The organism is Vibrio sp. LQ2 (assembly GCF_023920125.1).
In the GTDB taxonomy this organism is placed as follows: Bacteria; Pseudomonadota; Gammaproteobacteria; order Enterobacterales; family Vibrionaceae; genus Vibrio; species Vibrio fluvialis.
The window spans coordinates 1770530-1792405 of sequence record NZ_CP085308.1 but is presented as its reverse complement, the minus strand read 5'-3'; the positions used below and the strand labels follow the sequence as shown (position 1 = coordinate 1792405).

Below are 21876 nucleotides of genomic sequence, written 5' to 3'. Positions count from 1 at the left end.
AACTCTGAAGTGCGCATCTGAACACTTATGCATGACAAACAAAACAAAACGCTGTTTCACATTTTTATTTTAATTTATTTAAAAATATTATCTTTTGATCACACTTATAGATTCATCGAGTGGAAGTTAACTAGTTATCTGCGTTTAATAAACTCAGAAACCGAGAAGTGACTTCGGAGCGATGCTTTCTACTTTTCGGTGAATAAAAACTAACGAGGACGAGAAAATGTATGAAAGTCGTAAGCTAGGATTGGCGTACCTGTCTCCCTACATCATAGGGTTGATTGTGTTTACCGCCTTTCCTTTTGTTTCGTCATTTTTGATGAGCTTTACCGATTATGACTTGATGACCGCACCCAAATTTGTCGGCATCGAGAACTATCGTTACATGCTCACAGAGGACGATTTATTCTGGAAATCAATGAGCGTCACCTTCGCGTACGTTTTCTTGACCATTCCAGTCAAACTGGCGTTTGCGCTGTTTATTGCCTTTATCCTGAACTTTAAGCTCAAGGGCATCGGCTTTTTCCGCACCGCTTATTATATTCCGTCGATACTCGGCAGCAGCATTGCGATCGCCGTTCTGTGGCGCGCTCTGTTTGCCATTGATGGTGTGTTAAACGGCATGCTGGGCTTTATTGGCATCGACCCGGTCAACTGGCTCGGCGAACCCTCTTTTGCTCTGTTCTCGATCACGCTGCTGCGAGCATGGCAGTTCGGATCAGCGATGGTGATCTTCCTCGCGGCGCTGCAGAACGTGCCGCAATCTCAGTATGAAGCGGCGTTGATTGACGGCGCCAGCAAGTGGCAAATGTTCATGAAAGTGACCGTGCCATTGATCACGCCGGTCATTTTCTTCAACTTCATCATGCAAACCACGCAGGCCTTCCAGGAGTTCACGGCGCCTTACGTCGTTACTGGCGGCGGCCCGATGAAGTCGACGTATCTGATCTCACTCTATATCTACGAAACCGCGTTTAAGTTCTTCGACATGGGCTACGGCAGCGCGCTGGCTTGGTCGCTGTTTATTGTCGTGGCGATTTTCACTGCCATCACATTCCGTTCATCAAAATACTGGGTGTTTTATTCCGGTGACAAGGGAGGCAAATAACCATGTCTACAACCATCACTGCTCAAAACGAGGCCAGCGAAGTCCGCGCCAGTAACGTCGAGAACGAACGCACACTGCGCCGTGAAAAGATCAACGCCACAATTCGCTACACCGTGTTGATCATCGTCGGCATTATGATGCTCTATCCCTTGCTGTGGATGTTCTCCGCCGCGATGAAACCCAACCATGAAATCTTCTCTTCCATGAGTCTGATTCCCAGCGAATGGAGCCTGGAAGGATTCATCAACGGTTGGAAAACCGGTACCGAGTTCACCTTCGGCCACTACATCATGAACACCTTCTTGTATGTGCTGCCCAAAGTGTTCTTTACCGTGGTCTCCTCCACGATCGTCGCCTACGCCTTTGCCCGCTTTGATATTCCGTGGAAGAAGTTCTGGTTCGCGACCTTGATCGCCACCATTTTGCTGCCTCAGTCGGTACTGCTGATTCCTCAATATCTGATGTTCCGTGAAATGGGTCTGCTTGACAGCTATCTGCCGCTCTATCTGCCACTGGCCTTCGCCACTCAAGGTTTCTTCGTCTTTATGTTGGTGCAGTTCCTGCGCGGCGTTCCAACGGACATGGAAGAAGCGGCGATGATTGACGGCTGTAACTCTTTCCAGGTGTTGTGGTACGTCGTGGTTCCGGTGATCCGCCCGGCCATCATCTCGGTGGCGCTGTTCCAGTTCATGTGGTCGGTGAACGACTTCCTTGGCCCATTGATCTACGTATCGAGCGTCGAGAAGTATCCGATTGCCCTGGCTCTGAAAATGTCTATCGACGTCACTGAAGGCGCGCGATGGAACGAGATTCTGGCCATGGCATCGATCGCCATCATCCCATCGATCATCGTGTTCTTCATGTCTCAGAAATATTTCGTGGAAGGCGTGACCAGCAGCGGCATTAAAGGCTGATTTTGGAATTAAACAAGTTTTGGAGTTAAAACAATGGCTGAAGTCAAATTCAACAAACTGGAAAAAGTCTATTCCAACGGATTCAAAGCCGTACACGGCATCGATCTGACCATTCGTGACGGAGAGTTTCTGGTGATCGTCGGCCCGTCGGGCTGTGCCAAATCGACCACGCTGCGCATGCTGGCTGGTCTGGAGAACATCACCGGTGGCGAAGTCACCATCGGCAACAAGATCGTCAACAACCTGCCACCGAAAGATCGTGGCATCGCGATGGTGTTTCAGAACTACGCGCTGTACCCGCACATGACGGTGCGCGAAAACCTCGGCTTTGGCCTCAAGCTGCAAAAGCTGCCGAAGACAGAAATCGACCAACGTGTGAATGAAGCCGCCAAGATCCTGGAGATCGAAGAGCTGCTTGAACGTTTGCCGCGCCAGTTGTCTGGTGGTCAGGCACAACGTGTGGCGGTGGGCCGCGCTATCGTGAAAAAGCCGGACGTCTTCCTGTTCGACGAACCGCTTTCTAACCTCGATGCCAAACTTCGTGCTTCCATGCGTGTGCGTATTTCGGATCTGCACAAACACCTGAAAGCAGAAAACCGTCCGGCGACCGCGGTGTACGTCACGCATGACCAAACCGAAGCCATGACCATGGGCGATCGCATCTGCGTGATGAAACTCGGTGAGATCATGCAAGTCGACACGCCGGAAGAGCTGTACAACAACCCGGTCAATATGTTCGTCGCTGGCTTCATCGGCGCACCAGAAATGAACCTGCGCGACGTCACGCTGGATGACATCGACGGCGAATTAGTGGTGTCGCTGGAAGGTCAACACCTCACTCTGCCTGCGGACAAAGCCGCCAGTATCAAAGCCACTGGTTATCACAAAACCGTACTCGGCATTCGCCCGGACAACATCACACTGGCGCTAACCGACGACATTCCCGAAGGCGTGCAGGCGCTGACCGGTGATGTGATTCGCATGGAAAACATGGGCCACGAAGTGTTTGTTTACTTCCGTGTCGGCAACGAAGAGTTCACCGCTCGTGTGCCGATCGACGATGTGAAGGCCAAGCTCAACATGGAATTGAAACGCGGTGTGACCTTCATGGTGGACATGAACAAAGCACACATTTTCGATAAAGAAACCGAAAAGAACATCTCGCTAAAAAAATAAAATAGCTTGGAGGCTAACCCTATGAACATGAAGAGAACACTGCTATCAACGCTGACTGCGCTCGCGCTCGGTGGCATGGCTGCCAATGCCTACGCGCAAACTGAACTGCGTATGTCCTGGTGGGGTGGCAATGCCCGCCACCAAGCTACCTTGAAAGCGCTGGAAAAATTCCACGAGAAATACCCGGACATCGTCGTCAAAGGGGAATACACCGGTTGGGATGGTCACTTGTCGCGTCTGACCACGCAAATTGCAGGTAATACTGAGCCAGATGTGATGCAAACCAACTGGAACTGGCTGCCCATCTTCTCCCGCGATGGCGGTGGCTTTTACGATATGAACCAGAACAAAGATGCGTTGCAGGTGGCTCAGTTCCCGCAGCAAGCCATCAACATGACCACCGTCGACGGCAAGATCAACGGTCTGCCGGTGAGCATGACCTCTCGCGTGTTCTACTACAACAAAGACATCTGGGCGAAAGCAGGTGTGGGCTATCCGAAAACCTGGGATGACCTGATGAAGGCGGGTCAGGCATTCCAACAAAACCTCGGCGACGGCTACTACCCACTGGTGATTGAAGCGCGTGATGTGTTCGCGATGAACCGTTCGCTGTTCATTCAGAAACATGGCAAAGACATCATCAGCCACGACACCAACCTGCTGGCGTTCAGCGACAAAGAGATGACCGAATTCTTCCAGTTGTATGTGGATCAGGTTAAAAACCACGTGTTCCCATCAACCAAAGAATTCGCTTCTTACGGCAAGGGTAACCTGTACGAAATGCGTCCTTGGATTGACGGTCGTTTTGGCGGCCTCTACATGTGGGATACCGCGGTTGAGAAATACGCCGACAACCTACAGCCACCGATGTCGCTGGAGTTAGGTCCCTACCCAATGGAAAACAATGCGGTAGAAGCTGGTCTGCTGGCTCGCCCATCGATGATGTTCTCTATCGGCCGTAACACTAAACACCCGCAAGAAGCGGCGAAACTGGTGAACTTCCTGCTCAACGATCCTGACGGTATCGAAGCACTAGGGCTGACACGCGGCATTCCAATGAGTCAGTCGGGCCTATCGACGCTGCAACAAAGCGGCCACATCGACCCAAGCAGCCTGTCGTTCCTTGGCTATGAGCAGGCGAAAGCACTGCCTCAGAAAATCATGCCAACCACCTACACCGACAACGCGCAGTTGATGGAACTGTTCAGCGAGGAGATGCAGCATCTTGACTATGGCCAGTCCAGCGTCGAAGAAGCCGCGAAAAACTTCCTGCGTCGCGGTAACCGTGTATTGAAGCGCATGAACTAAGCGTTCGCGTGATATCAGCACCCCTTTTCAGGGGTGCTTTTGCAGTTTGTGGCGCAGACGTTTTGAGTCGCCATGGGTAAGTCGCTCGCATTGCACAAGCCACTTACCCCTGTTCGATTCGCTCGAATTCATCATCCGTGGTGACAACGCGGATTCTCTTATTTCCGAACACTAAAATGGAGTGGCACTATGGCTTTCACCCGACATTCGCATCTCCCGTTACTGATGGATTACTATCAGCGCCTGTTGCAACTGGCGACCTCTCCGACCTCGCCGCTGCTGGCCGATGGACTGGATATCCACACCTTGCAGCCAGTGCACTGGACATACCCGGATGACCAGCGCGTGCCGATGAGCAATTTCGCCAGCCAGCAGAATTTTCTGCGTGGCCTGACCGCGCTCAGCATCCTCACTCAAGACCCAGGCTTTGATCAGCAGGCACGCCATATCACCGCGTATTTTCTCGATCATTATGTCGATGATGCCAGCGGCCTGTTTCACTGGGGCGGCCATCGGTTTATTCATTGGCAGAACGGCAATATTGAAGGCCCGGCCAGTAAAGAGTGCGTGCACGAACTCAAACACCATTTTCCGTTCTATGCCTTTTTACATCAGGTCAATCCGGCGAAAACCGAAACTTTTCTCAAAGGGTTCTGGGCTGCGCACGTCTCCGATTGGGAAAAGCTCGACCTCAGCCGTCACGGCGAGTACGGCCAGCCTTTTGCTCCCGATCTGTTTGCCCGCCACCAGCCGCAGCCGGTGGTTGACCCCGCGCTCTGGCCTGCCCTGCCCGAAACGGTTGGCCTGACATTTGTTAACGCCGCCACCGATCTGATTTACGCCGCCAGTCATTATTTCCACTACACGCAGGATGAACATGCCAAGCGTTGGGCAAAGCATCTTTATCAGCAGTTTGTTTTGGCGCGTCACCCGCAAACGGGCATGCCGGTGTATCAGTTCTCTTCACCATTGCAACGCCAACCGATCCCGGACGACGACACCCTGACCTACTCCTGGTTTGGCGATCGGGCGAAACGTCAGTTCGGCCCGGAATTTGGCGAGATTGCCCGTGAAGCCAATGTGCTGTTTCGCGACAGCTGGCCCGTGGTGGTCGATAATCCGCTGGCCATCCTCGAATGCGCCAAGCTGCTGGATGAGCCGCAGATGCGTCAGTGGGCGATTGACGGCATCACGGCATACTTTGCCCATGCCTGGGATGAAACCCACAACCAAATGATTCCGATGTGGAACAGCGGTGAAGACATGACTGGTTATACGTTTGTGCGCGACGGTTACTATGGTGATAAAGGCACGACGTTGGCCAGACAACCGACCGATCCCGCCTATCTGCTGACGCTGATCCGCTCCAGCCTGCAAAGTGAAGACGCCACGCTGCGTGATCTCACCGTGCGCATGTGGCAACGCTTTGGTTTGGGAGAGCTCGATGCCGCCACTTTGCATGCCACACATGTGGCTGAGCAGACCACGCTGGCGTCGGCTTATCTGCTCATGGCAATCCTTGAGCTGCACGCCGCCAGTCACGATGAAAGATTGCTGCGTTTAGCCGACGATGTCGCAGAAAATCTGCTGCGCCAGCACTATCATGCCGGCTTCTTCTTACCCGGACCGCTGCATCGTTATGTTCGACTTGATGATCCGCTGCCTTACGCGTTGCTGGCTCTTGAAGCGGCGCATCAGGGTAGGTACGCCGACATTCCTGTGATGATTTCCAAAGGTGGTTACCTGCACGGTGAGCGCCTGGTTGGTGATGCCATCAAAACGGTGTACGACCACGACGTCATTTACAATCAGACCTCAGCGGCCTGAATGCTGTTCTCTTTTATTGATGGAAGTGAATTTTGTCTGACCGTTTTTCTTCAGAAACCGAGCTGGTTGCCAGGCCTGACTCCGAACCGCCTTGCTCCCAAACGCCAGTGCGACGCTGGCGTATACGCTATCGTCACCGCGTATTAATTCAGCGTAGTATTCTGCCTTTTACCTGGCCGATTCTGGTTGAGTTGGTCTGCGTGGTGTTGATGGGGATCGTCAGCACCATTCTGGTCAGCCGGATTGGTAAAGATGCCACCGCCGCGGTGGGGATCACCGACAGCGTGACCTACATTATTCTGTCACTGCTCACGGCGATCGCACTCGGCGGCTCGGTATTGATTGCTCAGGCCTTTGGTCGCCGGGATCGGCAAAAAGCGCTGTTTGGTGCCAGTCAGGTGATGAACCTCGGCGTGTTGATCAGTGTGGTCTGCTGCGTGGCGATGTTTCTGTTTGCCGAGCCTATTCTGGCTGTGGTGGCCTACGGCGCTGAGCCAGAGGTGATAGCGCTTGCCGATCAATACCTCAAGATGATAGCGCTGAGCTATCCGGCACTGGCGATCACGCTCTCAGGCAGCGGCATTTTGCGCGCCGTGGGCAATTCACGCTCGCCCGCCACGACCAATATACTGATGAACATCCTCAATATCGTCATCAGCTACCCGTTGATTTACGGCATTGAAGCGCTGCACTGGAATGGCTTGGGGATGCTGGGCGCCGGGATTGGCATCAGTGCGGCTCGCTGGATTGGGGCGGGAATGATTCTGTTTGTGCTCACTCACAACAGTTCGCTGCGCGTGCCAGCCAATGAATTTCTCAAACCGTTCAGCCGTTCAATCCTCAAAGAAATCTTGGTCATCGGCGTGCCTGCCAGCGTCGAGTCGCTGATGTTTAACATTGGCAAACTCATTACCCAAATCATGGTCGCAGGCATGGGCACGATCGTCATGGCGGGAAACGTGGTCACGTTTTCCGTCCTGCTGTTTGTCAATATTCCCGGGAATGCGCTGGCTATGGCTGCGACGGTGCTGATTGGCAAACGCCTTGGTCAGAACCAGACCCGCACCGCGCGGCTGGAAATGCAACTGATCCTCTGGCTGGCGACCGCAGCGTTGATCGCGCTGGGCATTGTCACCGTGCCATTTGCCCATCAAATTGGTGCGATTTACACCGATGACCCGGCGGTGATTGATGTCGTAGTTAACCTTATCTATCTCAATGCGTTGATGATGCCGATTTGGGCGGCTTCCTTTGTGTTGCCTGCTGCGTTTAAAGGCGCCAAAGACGTGAAGTACAGCATGTGGACGGCAATCCTCAGCATGTGGGGATGCCGGATTGTGCTCGGCTATCTGTTGGGTATCTATGCGCAATTGGGCATCTACGGGATCTGGCTCGGTATGTTTGCCGATTGGTGGCTGCGCGGTGCCCTCTATTTATATCGTATGCTCAGTCGTCGTTGGCTCAATGTCTATCTCACCAGCCGGGATAACTGAACCCGTTCTGAGCTGACGGCGCCTCGGGACGCCGTCAGTTTTTAATCACTTTCCACACCAAAGCACACGACTTCGCGTATTCTTAACAAAGAGCTGATGATACCGAAGCCGCTGTGACTCACTCTCATTTCACTCGAACTGCCTTGTTTTTATCACTTCTGATTATCGTAGAACGGTTAGTTTTTCAGTCAGTTAATCACGCTAAAGCCTTGCGGTACAAGCTCTCAGTCAATATGGAGGCGCGCTGACTATGGCAAGAAACTGGAAAGGTCTGTTTATGATTCAGATCACTAAATCATTAAAAATATAAAAATTGAACCATTGTTTCGATTTTTATCACATACCATTTCAAGTTCTTCTCATATAATCATCGAAAATTAAAACAGCGTTTCGAGGTTTAACATGCAATACGATTATCTTGTCATTGCAGGCTATTTTGCCCTGATGGTGGCAATCAGCTTGCTGTTCAAAAAGATGGCCAGCAACAGTACCAGTGATTACTTCCGCGGGGGCGGTAAAATGCTCTGGTGGATGGTGGGTGCGACCGCCTTTATGACTCAATTTTCTGCCTGGACATTCACCGGTGCTGCCGGTAAAGCGTTCAGCGATGGTTTCGCCGTCCTCGCCGTCTTTATCGGTAACATGGTGGCGTATGTGTTCGCTTACTTCTACTTTGCTCGCCGCTTCCGTCAGATGCGTGTCGATACCCCAACCGAAGGCGTGAAGCGTCGTTTTGGTGGCGTCAACGAGCAGTTCTTCACTTGGGTGATCATTCCTCTGAGCGTGATCAACGCCGGGGTATGGCTCAACGGCCTGGGTGTGTTTGCCTCTGCGGTATTTGATGCCGACATCGTGACGACCATTTGGGTTACCGGCTTAGCTGTACTGGCAATTTCATTGCTGAGTGGCGCCTGGGGTGTAGTGGCTTCTGACTTCATTCAGACTCTGGTGGTTGCGGTTATCTCTGTCGCATGTGCACTGGTTGCGCTCTACGTGGTGGGTGGCCCGAGCGAAATCGTCAATAACTTCCCTGGCGGTTTCATCATGGGCCCGGATATGAACTATCCGCTACTGCTGGTGTGTACCTTTATCTTCTTTGTGGTGAAACAGCTGCAAAGTATCAACAACATGCAGGAATCTTACCGCTTCCTGAACGCAAAAGACTCGAAAAACGCCAGCAAAGCTGCTCTGTTAGCGCTGGGTATGATGGTGGTTGGCGCGGTGATTTGGTTCATTCCACCTTGGGCTTCTGCCATCCTTTACCCTGATGCGGCAACTCAGTATTCGCAACTGGGCGCGAAAGCGGGTGATGCGGTTTACCTGGTGTTTGCACGTGAAACCATGCCTCTTGGCACCGTGGGTTTGCTGATGGCCGGTCTGTTCGCCGCCACCATGTCTTCGATGGATTCAGCACTGAACCGCAACTCCGGCATCTTCGTTCGCAGCTTCTACGCACCTATCATGCGTAAGGGTCAGGCAACGGATAAAGAGCAGCTACGCGCAGGGCAAATCGCGTGTCTGGTGAACGGTCTGCTGGTTATTTTCATGGCGCAGTTCTTCAACTCGCTGAAACACCTGAGCCTGTTTGATCTGATGATGCAAGTTGCGACGCTGTTGCAATCTCCGATTCTGGTGCCGCTGTTCCTGGGTATCCTGATTCGTAAAACGCCAAAATGGGCACCATGGGCAACGGTTGTATTCGGTATGCTGGTTTCTTGGTCTGTAGTGGAATTCTTCACCCCGGCAAACGTGGCAAGCTGGTTTGGTATCGATGAACTGACTCGTCGTGAAGCAGGCGAAATGCGCACCATCATCACGATTGCGGCGCACCTGTTCCTGACCGCCGGTTTCTTCTGCCTGACCACACTGTTCTACAAAGAAGAGAACGACTCATACAAAGCGCAAACAGCCGAGTTCTTCAAAGATGTGGACACAGAATGTGTTGCCGAAGAAGGTCAGGACATCGTTGACCGTATGCAGCGCAACAAGCTGGGCAGTTTGGTGATGTACATGGCGGCGGGTCTGTCATTGATGATTCTGATCCCGAACCCAATGTGGGGACGACTACTGTTCCTGGGTTGTGCGGCGGTGATTGCTTTCGTCGGCTACGCTCTCAAACGCAGCGCCGGGCTGGACACCGTAGTAAAAAAAAGTGTGATTTCTTCTAACTGATTCAATTGAACGTTCACTGCCAATCCTCGTCGGTTGGCAGTGCCATTTGCGGAGATTATTTATGGCTAAAGGTGATGTAATTCAGCTGGCATTCGAATCATTCATCGACAGCGACACCCAAGTAAAAGTTACTCGTCTGACTCCAACGGATGTGATTTGTCATCGTAACTACTTTTATCAAAAGTGTTTTACCAAAGACGGCAGCAAACTGCTGTTTGCCGGTGACTTTGATGGAACCCGTAACTACTACCTGGTCGATCTGAACACACAACAGGCCAAGCAGCTTACGGAAGGCAAAGGTGACAATACCTTCGGCGGCTTCATCTCTGACGATGATCGTTCTTTCTTCTACGTCAAAAATGAACTGAACCTGATGAAAGTGGACCTCGAAACACTCGAAGAACAGGTCATTTACACCGTCGATGAAGAGTGGAAAGGTTACGGCACCTGGGTGGCGAACTCCGAATGCACGAAACTGGTCGGTATTGAAATCCTCAAGCGTGACTGGCAGCCACTGACCTCGTGGGAAAAGTTTGCTGAGTTTTACCACACCAAACCCACCTGCCGCCTGATCAAAGTCGATATTCAAACTGGTGAACTGGATGTAGTCCATCAGGACAACGCGTGGCTGGGCCACCCGATTTACCGTCCGTTTGACGATTCCACCATTGGCTTCTGCCATGAAGGTCCGCACGATTTGGTCGACGCACGCATGTGGCTGGTGAACGAAGACGGCAGCAATGTTCGCAAGATAAAAGAACACGCACCGGGCGAATCGTGCACTCATGAGTTCTGGATTCCGGATGGTAGCGCCATGGCCTATGTTTCTTACTTTAAAGGCATGACCGAGCGCGTGATTTACAAAGCCAACCCGGACACGCTGGAAAACGAAGAAGTGATGGTGATGCCGCCATGTTCACACCTGATGAGTAACTTCGACGGCTCTCTGATGGTGGGTGACGGCTGTGATGCCCCAGTGGATGTGGCTGACGCGGAAAGTTACGACATCGAAAATGATCCGTTCCTCTACATCCTCAACACCAAAACCAAGCACTACGCCAAGCTGGCCAAACACAGTACATCGTGGGATGTGCTCGATGGTGACCGTCAAATCACTCACCCTCACCCATCTTTCACACCGGGTGATACGGGTGTGCTGTTTACCAGTGATTTTGAAGGCGTGCCAGCCATTTATATCGCCGACATTCCGGCTGAATTGCGTTAAATCCCCCTATGCTCCGATAAGCCTTCGCTCACTGCGAAGGCTTTTTTTTGTCCGCCCCGATTGCTGCACGGAACTCTCGGCTGGTTTACACTTCTAACTCGCGTAAACCTTAAAACATAACGGAGTCAGGAATGATCGTCACCACCACCCCTCAGGTTGAAGGCAAACGTATCGTGCGCTATTGCGGCGTCATCGCCGGAGAAGCCATTTTAGGCGCCAATATTTTCAAAGATCTGTTTGCTGGCATTCGCGATATCGTGGGTGGCCGTTCAGCAACGTATGAGCATGAATTACAAAAAGCACGCACCATTGCCCTACAAGAGTTGCAAGCGCGCGCCACAGAGCTTGGGGCGAACGCCGTTGTCGGGATTGATCTGGACTACGAGACATTCGGAAAAACCAACGGCATGTTAATGGTGTCCGTCAGTGGTACAGCGGTAATAGTCGAATAAAGTAAAAAGGCAGCCTTAGCTGCCTTTTCTGTAATAAATAAACCTTCGTTGACTCATAAATATAAATCTAAACTTTAGTATGGCATCGGATATTCATATTTATCTAAGATCTGTTTTTATTATTAGCTGACTTCTTCCATGCCAATATTACTCTTCGCCCAGATTAACGCCTGCAGACGATTCTTCGCATTTATTTTCTTAAATACATTGTGCAGGTGAGTCTTCACGGTGTTTTCACTCACGTAAAGTTTATCGGCGATTTCAATATTTGAAGCACCACTGCCAAGCAGTTTAATAATTTGTTGTTCACGGCGAGTCAAACGAGTGTAGACCTGTGACGTCACAGCCGGAGCACCTGCGCGATAGTGCATGATGTACTCCTGAGCCAACTTACGGGTCAGCCACATTTCGTCTTCCAGAATCTTGTTCATGCCTTTGACTAACGCTTCAATATCGTCGTCGGCGAAGAACACACCAGATAGTTTTTGCCATTTAAACAAAGACTTAGATTCAGCCTCGGGCGGGCAATTGATCACCACCTCTTTGGCCTCCGGGCACGTCATCTGTTTAAACGTGTAGTAATCGCCGAGGGTCTCGCTCTCAATGCATGAATAATCGATGATGATAATTTTGACGTCGTGACACGCAGGATCATTCTCGTGCTGCCACACTTCACTAAACGGTGAAACATCAATCCGAACCGGCAATTTGGATTCTAATGCGTCTTTTAATAATCTCGATTGCATGCATACATCGGAAAGTAATCGTACGTTTAGTCTTTTTCCTTCACTCATTACAAATACTCCTAAGCCCTATGACTGACATAAGTAAAAACTAACCCGAAGGAGGGGGAAGTCAATGCGCCAAATTCGCTAGGAACTATTTATATACGAATAATGCTTATTTTAGTTGAACTAATTCATCAACTTAATTCATTGTCTTATTTATGAGAAGCATTGATAGATTTAATTATATCCATGTATTAGTGAAGCTTAAATAACGACATGCATCACAATTAAATAGCCAAATATTAATAATTCAGACAATTAATATCCTGTTCGATCCAGCTTCTTTGCCCCAACAACCTAAGGCAAGTTACAGTACATCCAACGTCGCCTTCACTCGCTCCAGCGCCACCATGGTTCTGAACCATTTCACGTTGGGGTTACTGTGAAACAGCTTGTCGCAAATCTCCTGAAAACGTTGCATGTTGGGCACCACCAGCACTAAGACAAAGTCAGCATCGCCGGTAACGTAATAACACTGCTGAACTTCTGGGCCGGAGAAACTTTGCTTGAGGACATCCAGATCGAGCGCATACGTTTTCTCTGCCTGTACTTCAACCACAATCGTGATGACCTGATTGAGTTTGTCAGGGTCCAAAACCGCAACATTGGCTTGAATGTAACCATTGTCTTTGAGTTTTTGGATACGCCGCTGAACAGAAGCCGTCGACAAATAAACCGCATCCGCCAACTCGCGCAGCGGGGTTTGGCAGTTACGCTGCAACAATTCCAACAATGCATAATCGTATTTATCTAACGTCATCAGACTCTTCCGGTGAGAAATTTTCTCACTCACGTTATGAATTTCGAGCGCCTTTATCAAGTCTGACGCAATAAAATATCTTCACTTTATTCATAACCCTTTTGTGACCATGCAAAAAACCATGCACACCCCATTAGGCGTCACCCTCAATGTGATTGCCTCTGCGCTCTTTGCGCTGATGTTCGCCTACACCGCTTTATTGCAAGAGCTGAAAGGCGAAGAAATTTATGGCTGGCGAATTCTGCTCACCTTTCCACTGCTCACGCTGTTCATCCTGCTAAGAGGCTATTGGTCTCAGGTCGCCACGTTGTTTCAGCGCCTGCGGACCGAGCGCTTTTTTTGGTTGTCACGCATCGTATCGTCGTTTCTGATTGGCATTCAGTTGTGGCTGTTTATGTGGGCACCCGTCAATGGTTACGGGCTTTCGGTGTCGCTGGGTTACTTCATTATGCCAATCACCATGGTGGTGGTCGGGCGCTTTGCGTTTAAAGATCGCATGTCGCGCTTTCAGCAGCTAGCCTGTTTGTTTGCATTGGTCGGCGTTATAAACCAACTGGCCATCTCTCAAACATTGTCATGGCCAACGCTCATGGTTTGTTTAGGTTATCCGATCTATTTTTGGCTGCGCTACAAAACCGACACCAACCACATTGGCGGCCTGTGGTTTGATATGATGCTCAGCCTGCCTTTCAGCTTGTACTTCATTTTTCACAGCGGCGATGTGCTGCAAGCATTGAGCATCAATTTGGATTTGTTGTGGCTTATCTTAGGGTTGGGCGCTATCAGTGCGCTGGCGCTGGCCTTTCAATCGCTGTCAGCACCGCATCTGAATCTAACACTGTTTGGCTTGCTGGTTTATGTCGAACCCGTGTTATTGCTGCTGGTTGCACTGTTGCTCGGCGAAAGCATTTACGCTGGCGAATGGCCAACTTACATCGCCATCTGGCTTGCCGTCGTCGTATTGATGATGGAAGGCGGGCTGAGTCTGCGTAAGTCCAGCAGGACGGTAAAACGCACACCAAGCGACGAACCCATTCGTTCAACTGAGTAAGCTTTGGTATTTGCTTTCTAATGTTTGAAGCGCGAGTTCAAGATTGGGCTCTGGCTTGCTCAGATGAGTTATCAGAGTCATGAAGTAGCAATCAAGCAACACCGGCATTTTTTCGGCTAACGCCGCCGGAAGATTGGCCGTATCAAAAATCGCCTGATTGAAAGATTGGTAGTAGTCCATGTCCCACACCACTTCTTTAAGCAGGGCACGACTCAAATTCACGTTAGCAAAATAGTAGCCGTAATAGGTGCGAGCAAACTGCATCGCCAGCTCACACATATCTTGCGAAGGTTGATTGACTCCTTGTTGCGACAACCGCTCCAGTTGATTCATGACGCCTTCGCGCAGTATGGCCAATTTAGTCTCAAAGTGACTGAAAACCGTTCCATCCGCCACGCCAGCCTGACGCGCTATCTGGCGAGTCGAGGTTTCTTGATATCCTTGAGTTTCAAACAGTTGCCACGCAGCTGCCAGTATTCGCTCTCTCGTTTGCTCTCGCTTACCCATAATCCACTCATCATCATTTCATGCCGTTGCATCATACCTTTCCCTACTCACATTGACAAACTGAGCGCGCTCACTTATAAATTGAGCACGCTCAATAAAACGATAATTTGGAGAAAATAATGATAACGATGCTCAAGACCGTGATGCTGACACTCTGCCAATGGTTTGTATTTTTGCCAGGCTTGTTTTGCTTTTCGTACCTGCTGAGGCCGCTGCTGATTGTGGTGTTGGTGCCGGGTGGCCTGCTGCTTTTGGCCGTGATTGGCGGACAAGAAGTCAGAGCGGAAATGAAACAGATGCTTAAAGGAATGATGACGTCGCTTTGACTCAAGCAAACAGCCAGTTTCAATATCGATTGCGCGTAATGAGAGCCCGACTTAGCTGATTTGAATGTCGCACTTTGTCCAATTCACGACGATGCCTGTCCAGTTCTGCGCAGATATCCTGGCGGCGCTTATTTAGCATGAATGTCCGATTTACTTACCCACGGATAAATTCATCATGTTAGATAACCCTGCAGACAAATACCGACCGGCTGCGATCATTCCGTTTCCGCAGCGAACCTGGCCTTCAAAAGTGCTGACGCAGGCGCCGCGTTGGTGCTCCACGGATCTGCGTGACGGCAATCAGGCTCTCGCCAACCCGATGAATAAAGAGAGAAAACTGAAGTTCTTTCACCACTTGGTTGAATGCGGATTCAAAGAGATCGAAGTCGCTTTCCCTTCTGCATCACAAACCGATTTCGATTTTGTGCGCTGCCTGATTGAAGAGCGCCTGATTCCAGACGACGTCACCATTCAGGTCATCACCCAATCGAGAGCGGATCTGATTGAGCGCACCGTCGCCGCGCTCAACGGAGCGCCAAAAGCCATCATCCATTTATACAATGCCACCGCGCCGCTCTTTCGTGAGCTGTTGTTCGAGCAAGGCAAGCAAGCCACATTGGAACTGGCCGTCAAGGGGGTGAGGCAGATTAAGGTCTTGTGCGACGCACATCCACAAACGCAGTGGACACTGGAATACTCGCCAGAAACATTCAACTTCACCGAGCCAGAATTTGCACTGGAGATTTGCGAAGCCGTTGCCGCTGTCTGGCAGCCAAGCCAACAGCGCCCGCTCATTCTTAACTTGCCCACCACGGTGGAGTGCAACACGCCGAATGTATTCGCCGATCAAATCGAGCACTTCATTCGTACCTTCTCTTGCTTGCAGTTTGTCACCATCAGCGTACATCCGCATAATGACTGCGGCACCGGAGTCGCCAGTGCTGAGCTTGCGATGCTGGCAGGCGCCACTCGTATTGAAGGCTGTCTGTTCGGCAACGGCGAGCGGACCGGCAACGCCGATTTGGTGACAATTGCGCTCAATCTGTACTCACAAGGCATCGATCCGCAACTGCGCTTTTCAGACATTCGACGCACGGTGGAAGTCGTCGAAGAGTGCAATGAGCTGCCCGTCCACCCTCGCCATCCCTACGGCGGGCGACTGGTGTTTACCGCATTCTCCGGCTCGCATCAGGACGCGATCAAAAAAGGCTTTGCCCGCCATCACCAAGCGCCTCAACCAGTTTGGTCGATCCCTTATTTACCACTCGACCCCATGGATCTGGGTTGCAACTACGAAGAGGTGATTCGGGTCAACAGCCAGTCGGGGAAAAGCGGTGCAGCGTGGTTGCTGCAAGAGAACCACGGCTTGTCGCTCCCCAAAATGCTGCAAGTGGATTTAAGCCAACGCGTGAAACGCCATACTGATCAAACCGGACGCGAAATCTCGCTTGCCGAATTGTGGCAGCTTTTCAGACAAGCCTATGGATTAACGCCATCGCCAGAGATGTGCCTGATGAGTTATCAGAGCCAACCCACACTGGATGGCCAGAGTATTGAAAGCCGCCTGCGTTTCAATGAAGAAGAGATATTATGCTCTGGCGTTGGCAACGGTTTACTCTCAGCCATGTTAAACGCACTCACTAAGCAGTTTGGTGTCGCGAGCAACATCGTCGATTACCACGAACACACGCTCGGCTCGCACACGCAGAGCAAGGCGGTGACCTACGTTCAGCTTCAGTCTCAATCGTCGAATGTGAACCACTTTGGCGTGGCGATTGAAGAGGATGCGACCAAGGCATCGCTGCAAGCCTTGATGAATGCCTACGCCAACCTGCTCAAAACACAGAATAGTTAGAGCGCCATTGAGGCCGTATATTCGCTCGGAGACAGCCCGATACGGCTTTTAAACATGGCGCTGAACGCACTCGGGCTGTCGTATCCAATGGCCAGCGCGCTGTCGAGCACACTGTGGCCGCTGGCTAACAGTTCGAGAGCGTGAATCAAGCGTTTCTGGCGCAGCCATTCGGTAAACGTGAGCCCCAGCTCTTGTTGAAATTTGCGCGAAACGGTGCGTTCACTTTGGCTCAAATATTTCGCCGCATCAGACGCGGTCCAAGGGTGAGCAATGCGTTCAGACACGTAATCACACAGCGTGATTAACCCATCTGAACTTGGATTTGGCAGATAAAAGTCGACTGGTTTAAGTCGGCGCAATTCATCGAGAATCAGCTCAAAAATGCGCTCTTCCCGCGTTCCGGCAATCCGTTCATCGGGCAGCGACACCGCTTCAACAATCAGATGTTTCAGTAAAGACGGCACTTCCGACAACACGCAAGTGTTAGGCATATCAGCTCGTGCCATCGAATCGACAAACAGCGTACGCACTTTGACATTGCCCGTAATTCTGAGGCTATGGGAAACGCCAGCCGGAATCCACATGCCTTTATTCGCGGTCACCACCCAAGTTCCGGCGGCCGTATCCACCCGAATCACGCCATTTAACGCGTGCAGAAACTGCGCACACTGATGCTCGTGTGCAGCTTCTGTATCACCATGAGTGTAATCGTGAGCGTAAGCCAGAACAGGCGGCCCCAACATTTCGTCGCAGAATTTCATTGTGTGTTCGCTAAAGCTAGCCTCATTAAACGTGGTGGAGAATCACCAGAAAAATCATACTAGCGGTCACACCGTGAGATGCAACTGTTTGGAACGTCTGGCTTAATCGGAAAGCAGAGTTTGGTGTTCCACACCCTATCTATCATGGCTAAACAAATCGTCAAACATTAGAAAAGGTAAAAGCGCAACCAAGGGGAAACGCAGTTTAAAGCGCGTAATTAAAATTCGATGAATTAACGCCTCGTTACTGTGAGACAAACGTAAGCCATACTTGAGCGCAGTGAAACTGTCCTGAGGTTGGAGGAGCTCTAAAACAACCTGTTTTCGGCCTGCCCTTATCTCGATATGAATGTATTGAAAATACCGACCAATAGCAGCACACCTATAATAATGGCCAGACCTAGATAGCTTATTTTCATGCGCATTGAGTCGTCGTTTCCAGCCGGAAATTTGCCCAATGTCACCGTTTTTGAAATCGCATATCCAACCGTATAAAAGAACCACCCGACTAATCTAATTTCAAGTAGTAGCATAAACACTCTGCCAAACACTCTGAGCAGCATACTTATAAGATCATCCATTTATTGCTCCATTTTCAATACCAAGCGTAGGGAATAACTATTAACGCCATACTCGTTTATGCTCGTACTCAAAGAAATTGAAGGACTAAACAAGCAATAAACGCTGGTAGACCAGCTATGAAAAAACTAAGCCAGTCTGGTAGTTCATTCGATAGTGCTCTCGTTCGTCTTTTGCGAAATCATGGCCTTCTACCATTTTGTAGACTTTATCTGTTCTAGGATCATCTAACCGAGTCGTCTTACTATGGATACCACCTTCCCACATGAGCTTCGCCAAAAACCATATGACGATGACAACAAAGAAAAGAAAGTCGACCAACTGAGTAGTAGCAAAGAATGGAACAAACTGGGCTAGAGCTATAACAACAAGAACCGCTGAGAGGTTAATTAGAACCAATTTTTTGAGCAAATCGAGCAAAATTACCTCCTAGAGCAGAGCACTGAGTTAAGGGGTGACTGCCACAAAACCACCGCAAACTAAAAAGGCCACGCGGCATGAATCTCTCTTGAGCGCCTTGCTATACGTTGACCTTGTAGGTTAAGTCTGACACTTCATCACCTGTGATACCTCTGAAACCCCAACAATGAGCAGGTTGCTCTTTGATTGTAATTTCAACATCAATGGGAGCGATGCCTAAACTCGATTCAATATTATTAAATAGAGCCTTTATTAGAGCCTTCTTGGTTTCGACTTTGCGACCTTCCATCATATTTACTTCTATCACCGTGTAAGCATCAGAACGGCCACTAGGATAGTAGAAATCACTTTTATCGAGAGGGACGAATCTTTGAGCTCGCTTATCCTCAGGCAAACCTAAGGCTTGAGTCATTGATTGTTGGATCACATCTGATAAATCAGCTTTTATGGCGTTCAAATGCTCTTTAATTCCATATATAACGACCACGATTTCTCCTTAAAACGTATAACGCCCGCCACAAACGCGAGTAACTTGTTGCGAGTTGAGCTGCAAAGCGGCGCTTTGGTGGCGATTGTTAGCCAAATACTAACTAATTTAAAAAACTTTTCCCGTAACATCTATGCAGTAACTGCTAGTCGTTGAATTTACTCTCAGCTGAAGTTTTGATTTCTCAGCGCCATATTCAGCTACGTATTTCTTAACCTCCTGAGCAAATTCCTCTTTTAGAAAAAAACTAGCTGATTGACCGTATGACAGAGACACAGGTAATTGATGCCCAAACCGCTCTAAATTGGTGACAAAATAAACAGCATTTTGTTTATTATCTACAATCAGGGAAATTGAACTAACCAAAGACGGCCTAGCCCCTTTAGATACTACTGTGACACAATAATTTCCGTTTGGAGTAAACTCCGTTATCGCTGTACAAAATTTAACCTCGACATTTTCACTTTCGCGAATCCTCTGCTGTTCTGCTAACCATAGTGCAACCAAAACAGCAACAACCGCTGCAATACTTGAAACCCAAGTTCCAACCATAGAGAGAATGGGTATAACCAAAGCGGAGAATTGCTCTAAACTTAACGAAACCCCCAGCGCAACGCCAAATAAAAAGAACAACCCCGCGCTCAATATAATCGCGAATGTGATTAGTGCGTATTTTTGAAATTTCCAAGTCACTCAGATTTTCTCATTTGACTAACATTTTATTAGTGCGTATGCGCACTTCCCTCATTAAACCAGTAAAAACGCGCATTGTTAACTGATTGTATTTCAAAGAAGTAATTACCTGTATCTTAAATACACCATTCGGGGAAACGCGCATGCGCGTTATCCAAACCTATTATTTACTGGATGAAACACATAGGTGATTAACTTTAAGGTTATTTGCTACGAGAAAAATGAGAAAACGCGCACGAATACAGGGTAGGAATCACTATAAACCCTTAATTTAAATACAGCTGTATAGTTGTAATCAATCTCTGGAAGCTTTCATCAGACGAGATATATAGATGAGAATTTTTCGGGAGAACATCCGTTTGTTGCTTCGCCGCAGACAACTGACTAATTCTTTGGGGCAGAAATAAGCACATCATGGCAAGCCAGAACGTGCTTACCATGATGTTGAGACAGGGATTTGGATGGGAATATTTAAGCTATACGTCGGCGAGCTTACGCTGCTAACGATTAAGTGCGGTACAGCACTTTAACAACGTGCCAGCCAAATTTAGTTTTCACCAGTTGAGGGGTGAGGATTTCACCTTGGAAACACGCTTTATCAAACTGTGGCACCATTTGCCCTTGGCGAAACTCACCCAAATCGCCACCTTTTTTGCCCGATGGACACAGTGAATATTTCTTGGCCAGAGTCTGAAACTTTGCACCTTTCTTTAGCTGCTGAATGATGTCATCAGCCTGTTCTTTGTGCTTCACCAGAATATGAAGCGCTGCTGCGGTTCTTGCCATATTTGACCCTCAAACGACTTAGTGCGGTAAAAAAGTGGCTTAGTCTATCGGAACTCCGACCGAGTTGCACCCTGCATTGACGACGACATTCTAGCTACAATTTAATGAATCTTTGTTATCGGTCGCTAAAGGAATTGAAACGAAGTTGTATAACTTATTGAACAACTTCTCACTCAATAGTAAAAAAGCGCCGTTACCGTTGCTGATACGATATTTTCGGTTAGTATAGTTACTCATGCGTTTAGATTAAGAATTTCGTTATGGCTAAAACCATTAGTAAGGCAAATCAGTCACAAGGCATGCTGATGTTCACGCTGAACATGCAAAAGCAGTTGTTTGCGATTGGTACACTCAAAGTACGAGAAATCGTTCCTTACTTGCCGATGACTCAAATCCCCTACTCTCACCACCACGTTGTGGGCACTGTGACTATCCGCAATATGACCGTGCCTGTCATCGACATGGCTGCGGCGATTGGTTTTCGTCCGATTGCTCCTCAAGAGTACAAAAACAGCTATCTGATTGTGACGGACTGTCTGCGTACCGTAGTAGCATTCATGGTGCGTGGAATTGAGAAGATCATCGAGTGTGACTGGCGTTCGATTGAATCAGCGCCGCCAACCGCCGGACGCAATGTGTTCGTCACTGGCATCACCCGTTATCAGGAGCAGATTGTTCAACTGCTGGATGTGGAGCTGCTGCTGTCAAAAATCTATCCGCAGTATGAATCGACCAAAGTGCCGATGCTGACTGACGTTGAACGTGAACGCTTGAAAGCCCTGAACATTCTGTTGGTTGACGACTCATCGATTGCACGCAAACAACTGGCGGATGCACTGGATCGCATTAATATTCCGTATCAGATCTGCAAAAATGGTCTGGAAGCGGCAGATTTAATGAAAAAGCTGGCTGGCGAAAATCAGGCGATTGATATTTTGGTGAGTGATATTGAAATGCCAGGTCTGGATGGTTATGAGCTGGCGTTTGAAGTGCAGAACGATCCAAAACTCAGCCATGCATACTGTATTTTGCACACTTCTTTGTCGAGTGAGATTTGTGTCGACCGCGCTCATCAGGTTGGTGCGCATGAAGCACTGGAAAAATTCAATGCAACCGAGCTAATCGAAGCCATGCTACGTGGCGCGAAGAAGCTTGAAGCTCAGCGCCACTCACACGCGTAATGCA

At 49.5% G+C, this 21876-nt stretch carries 20 protein-coding genes and 1 pseudogene; 13 read left to right on the top strand and 8 right to left on the bottom strand.

Annotation, left to right across the window (positions count from 1 at the left end):
* The first annotated feature begins 226 nt into the window (after window positions 1–226).
* The 9 genes from LGV68_RS08375 to LGV68_RS08335 all read left to right on the top strand — a co-directional run bounded on the left by LGV68_RS08375 (window position 227) and on the right by LGV68_RS08335 (window position 11678).
* Window positions 227–1111, top strand: coding sequence for a sugar ABC transporter permease (locus LGV68_RS08375; RefSeq protein WP_020328923.1), 885 nt, complete (start codon window positions 227–229; stop codon window positions 1109–1111).
* 2 nt (window positions 1112–1113) lie between these two features.
* A complete protein-coding gene (locus LGV68_RS08370) occupies window positions 1114–2025 on the top strand; it encodes a carbohydrate ABC transporter permease (protein WP_020328922.1) in 912 nt (303 codons plus the stop codon).
* Between the two features lie 33 nt (window positions 2026–2058).
* Complete coding sequence (gene ugpC / locus LGV68_RS08365; protein WP_202659496.1) at window positions 2059–3201, top strand: sn-glycerol-3-phosphate ABC transporter ATP-binding protein UgpC; 1143 nt, start codon at window positions 2059–2061, stop codon at window positions 3199–3201.
* Window positions 3202–3222: 21 nt separating this feature from the next.
* A complete protein-coding gene (locus LGV68_RS08360) occupies window positions 3223–4509 on the top strand; it encodes an ABC transporter substrate-binding protein (protein ID WP_020328920.1) in 1287 nt (428 codons plus the stop codon).
* 189 nt (window positions 4510–4698) lie between these two features.
* On the top strand, window positions 4699–6336 hold the full coding sequence (locus LGV68_RS08355) for a pectate lyase (RefSeq protein ID WP_252536520.1): 1638 nt from the start codon (window positions 4699–4701) through the stop codon (window positions 6334–6336).
* Between the two features lie 32 nt (window positions 6337–6368).
* Window positions 6369–7829, top strand: a complete 1461-nt coding sequence (locus LGV68_RS08350) for an EmmdR/YeeO family multidrug/toxin efflux MATE transporter (protein WP_143683400.1) — start codon at window positions 6369–6371, stop codon at window positions 7827–7829.
* 402 nt (window positions 7830–8231) lie between these two features.
* A complete protein-coding gene (locus LGV68_RS08345) occupies window positions 8232–10001 on the top strand; it encodes a sodium:solute symporter family protein (RefSeq protein WP_020328916.1) in 1770 nt (589 codons plus the stop codon).
* Window positions 10002–10062: 61 nt separating this feature from the next.
* The gene (locus tag LGV68_RS08340) at window positions 10063–11226 is read left to right on the top strand and encodes an oligogalacturonate lyase family protein (protein ID WP_044366496.1); all 1164 of its coding nucleotides are present in this window, start codon (window positions 10063–10065) and stop codon (window positions 11224–11226) included.
* Window positions 11227–11357: 131 nt separating this feature from the next.
* Window positions 11358–11678 carry a heavy metal-binding domain-containing protein gene (locus LGV68_RS08335; RefSeq protein WP_024375009.1) on the top strand — a complete coding sequence of 107 codons (321 nt, stop codon included), beginning with the start codon at window positions 11358–11360 and terminating at the stop codon, window positions 11676–11678.
* A 122-nt stretch (window positions 11679–11800) separates the two neighbouring features.
* Here LGV68_RS08335 and LGV68_RS08330 read toward each other — a convergent pair whose 3' ends face one another.
* Both LGV68_RS08330 and LGV68_RS08325 read right to left on the bottom strand, forming a co-directional pair.
* Entirely contained in the window at window positions 11801–12472 is a 672-nt protein-coding gene (locus LGV68_RS08330) for a LuxR C-terminal-related transcriptional regulator (RefSeq protein WP_024375010.1), read from the bottom strand.
* A 301-nt stretch (window positions 12473–12773) separates the two neighbouring features.
* Window positions 12774–13226: an Lrp/AsnC family transcriptional regulator gene (locus tag LGV68_RS08325; RefSeq protein WP_020328912.1), complete on the bottom strand. Its 453-nt coding sequence runs from the start codon at window positions 13224–13226 to the stop codon at window positions 12774–12776.
* Between the two features lie 121 nt (window positions 13227–13347).
* Here LGV68_RS08325 and rarD point away from each other — a divergent pair, with 121 nt between their 5' ends.
* Window positions 13348–14277: an EamA family transporter RarD gene (gene rarD / locus LGV68_RS08320; protein WP_233939758.1), complete on the top strand. Its 930-nt coding sequence runs from the start codon at window positions 13348–13350 to the stop codon at window positions 14275–14277.
* Here the strand turns inward: rarD and LGV68_RS08315 are convergent.
* Complete coding sequence (locus LGV68_RS08315) at window positions 14266–14784, bottom strand: TetR/AcrR family transcriptional regulator (protein WP_172558512.1); 519 nt, start codon at window positions 14782–14784, stop codon at window positions 14266–14268. The two genes, rarD and LGV68_RS08315, sit on opposite strands and share 12 nt — an antisense overlap.
* A gap of 119 nt (window positions 14785–14903) precedes the next feature.
* On the opposite strand from LGV68_RS08315, the gene LGV68_RS08310 reads away from it, so the two are divergent.
* Together LGV68_RS08310 and leuA are read left to right on the top strand one after the other, a co-directional pair.
* Window positions 14904–15110, top strand: a complete 207-nt coding sequence (locus tag LGV68_RS08310) for a hypothetical protein (RefSeq protein WP_032080933.1) — start codon at window positions 14904–14906, stop codon at window positions 15108–15110.
* Window positions 15111–15285: 175 nt separating this feature from the next.
* Window positions 15286–16965: a 2-isopropylmalate synthase gene (leuA, locus tag LGV68_RS08305; protein ID WP_252536518.1), complete on the top strand. Its 1680-nt coding sequence runs from the start codon at window positions 15286–15288 to the stop codon at window positions 16963–16965.
* On the opposite strand, the gene LGV68_RS08300 is transcribed toward leuA, so the two are convergent.
* The 5 genes and pseudogenes from LGV68_RS08300 to ppiC form a co-directional block, all read right to left on the bottom strand.
* A complete protein-coding gene (locus tag LGV68_RS08300; protein ID WP_222736221.1) occupies window positions 16962–17726 on the bottom strand; it encodes a helix-turn-helix transcriptional regulator in 765 nt (254 codons plus the stop codon). The genes leuA and LGV68_RS08300 overlap by 4 nt on opposite strands.
* A gap of 649 nt (window positions 17727–18375) precedes the next feature.
* Window positions 18376–18725: pseudogene (locus LGV68_RS08295) on the bottom strand (hypothetical protein).
* Between the two features lie 100 nt (window positions 18726–18825).
* Window positions 18826–19212 carry a tautomerase family protein gene (locus LGV68_RS08290; RefSeq protein ID WP_165881129.1) on the bottom strand — a complete coding sequence of 129 codons (387 nt, stop codon included), beginning with the start codon at window positions 19210–19212 and terminating at the stop codon, window positions 18826–18828.
* Window positions 19213–19320: 108 nt separating this feature from the next.
* The gene (locus LGV68_RS08285) at window positions 19321–19905 is read right to left on the bottom strand and encodes a hypothetical protein (RefSeq protein WP_202659482.1); all 585 of its coding nucleotides are present in this window, start codon (window positions 19903–19905) and stop codon (window positions 19321–19323) included.
* 507 nt (window positions 19906–20412) lie between these two features.
* On the bottom strand, window positions 20413–20691 hold the full coding sequence (gene ppiC, locus LGV68_RS08280; protein ID WP_020328905.1) for a peptidylprolyl isomerase PpiC: 279 nt from the start codon (window positions 20689–20691) through the stop codon (window positions 20413–20415).
* Between the two features lie 260 nt (window positions 20692–20951).
* Between ppiC and LGV68_RS08275 the strand changes: the two genes are divergently transcribed.
* Entirely contained in the window at window positions 20952–21872 is a 921-nt protein-coding gene (locus LGV68_RS08275; RefSeq protein WP_020328904.1) for a chemotaxis protein, read from the top strand.
* Window positions 21873–21876: the final 4 nt, after the last annotated feature.

Bases quoted from the DNA above. Each gene is read 5' to 3' on its own strand.
- LGV68_RS08315 (WP_172558512.1), bottom strand. From the start codon at position 14,784: ATGGGTAAGCGAGAGCAAACGAGAGAGCGAATACTGGCAGCTGCGTGG.
- LGV68_RS08360 (WP_020328920.1), top strand. From the start codon at position 3,223: ATGAACATGAAGAGAACACTGCTATCAACGCTGACTGCGCTCGCGCTC.
- ppiC (WP_020328905.1), bottom strand. From the start codon at position 20,691: ATGGCAAGAACCGCAGCAGCGCTTCATATTCTGGTGAAGCACAAAGAA.
- LGV68_RS08275 (WP_020328904.1), top strand. From the start codon at position 20,952: ATGGCTAAAACCATTAGTAAGGCAAATCAGTCACAAGGCATGCTGATG.
- LGV68_RS08375 (WP_020328923.1), top strand. From the start codon at position 227: ATGTATGAAAGTCGTAAGCTAGGATTGGCGTACCTGTCTCCCTACATC.
- LGV68_RS08330 (WP_024375010.1), bottom strand. From the start codon at position 12,472: ATGAGTGAAGGAAAAAGACTAAACGTACGATTACTTTCCGATGTATGC.
- rarD (WP_233939758.1), top strand. From the start codon at position 13,348: ATGCACACCCCATTAGGCGTCACCCTCAATGTGATTGCCTCTGCGCTC.
- LGV68_RS08355 (WP_252536520.1), top strand. From the start codon at position 4,699: ATGGCTTTCACCCGACATTCGCATCTCCCGTTACTGATGGATTACTAT.
- LGV68_RS08345 (WP_020328916.1), top strand. From the start codon at position 8,232: ATGCAATACGATTATCTTGTCATTGCAGGCTATTTTGCCCTGATGGTG.
- LGV68_RS08370 (WP_020328922.1), top strand. From the start codon at position 1,114: ATGTCTACAACCATCACTGCTCAAAACGAGGCCAGCGAAGTCCGCGCC.
- LGV68_RS08335 (WP_024375009.1), top strand. From the start codon at position 11,358: ATGATCGTCACCACCACCCCTCAGGTTGAAGGCAAACGTATCGTGCGC.
- LGV68_RS08325 (WP_020328912.1), bottom strand. From the start codon at position 13,226: ATGACGTTAGATAAATACGATTATGCATTGTTGGAATTGTTGCAGCGT.
- ugpC (WP_202659496.1), top strand. From the start codon at position 2,059: ATGGCTGAAGTCAAATTCAACAAACTGGAAAAAGTCTATTCCAACGGA.
- LGV68_RS08300 (WP_222736221.1), bottom strand. From the start codon at position 17,726: ATGAAATTCTGCGACGAAATGTTGGGGCCGCCTGTTCTGGCTTACGCT.
- LGV68_RS08310 (WP_032080933.1), top strand. From the start codon at position 14,904: ATGATAACGATGCTCAAGACCGTGATGCTGACACTCTGCCAATGGTTT.
- leuA (WP_252536518.1), top strand. From the start codon at position 15,286: ATGTTAGATAACCCTGCAGACAAATACCGACCGGCTGCGATCATTCCG.
- LGV68_RS08340 (WP_044366496.1), top strand. From the start codon at position 10,063: ATGGCTAAAGGTGATGTAATTCAGCTGGCATTCGAATCATTCATCGAC.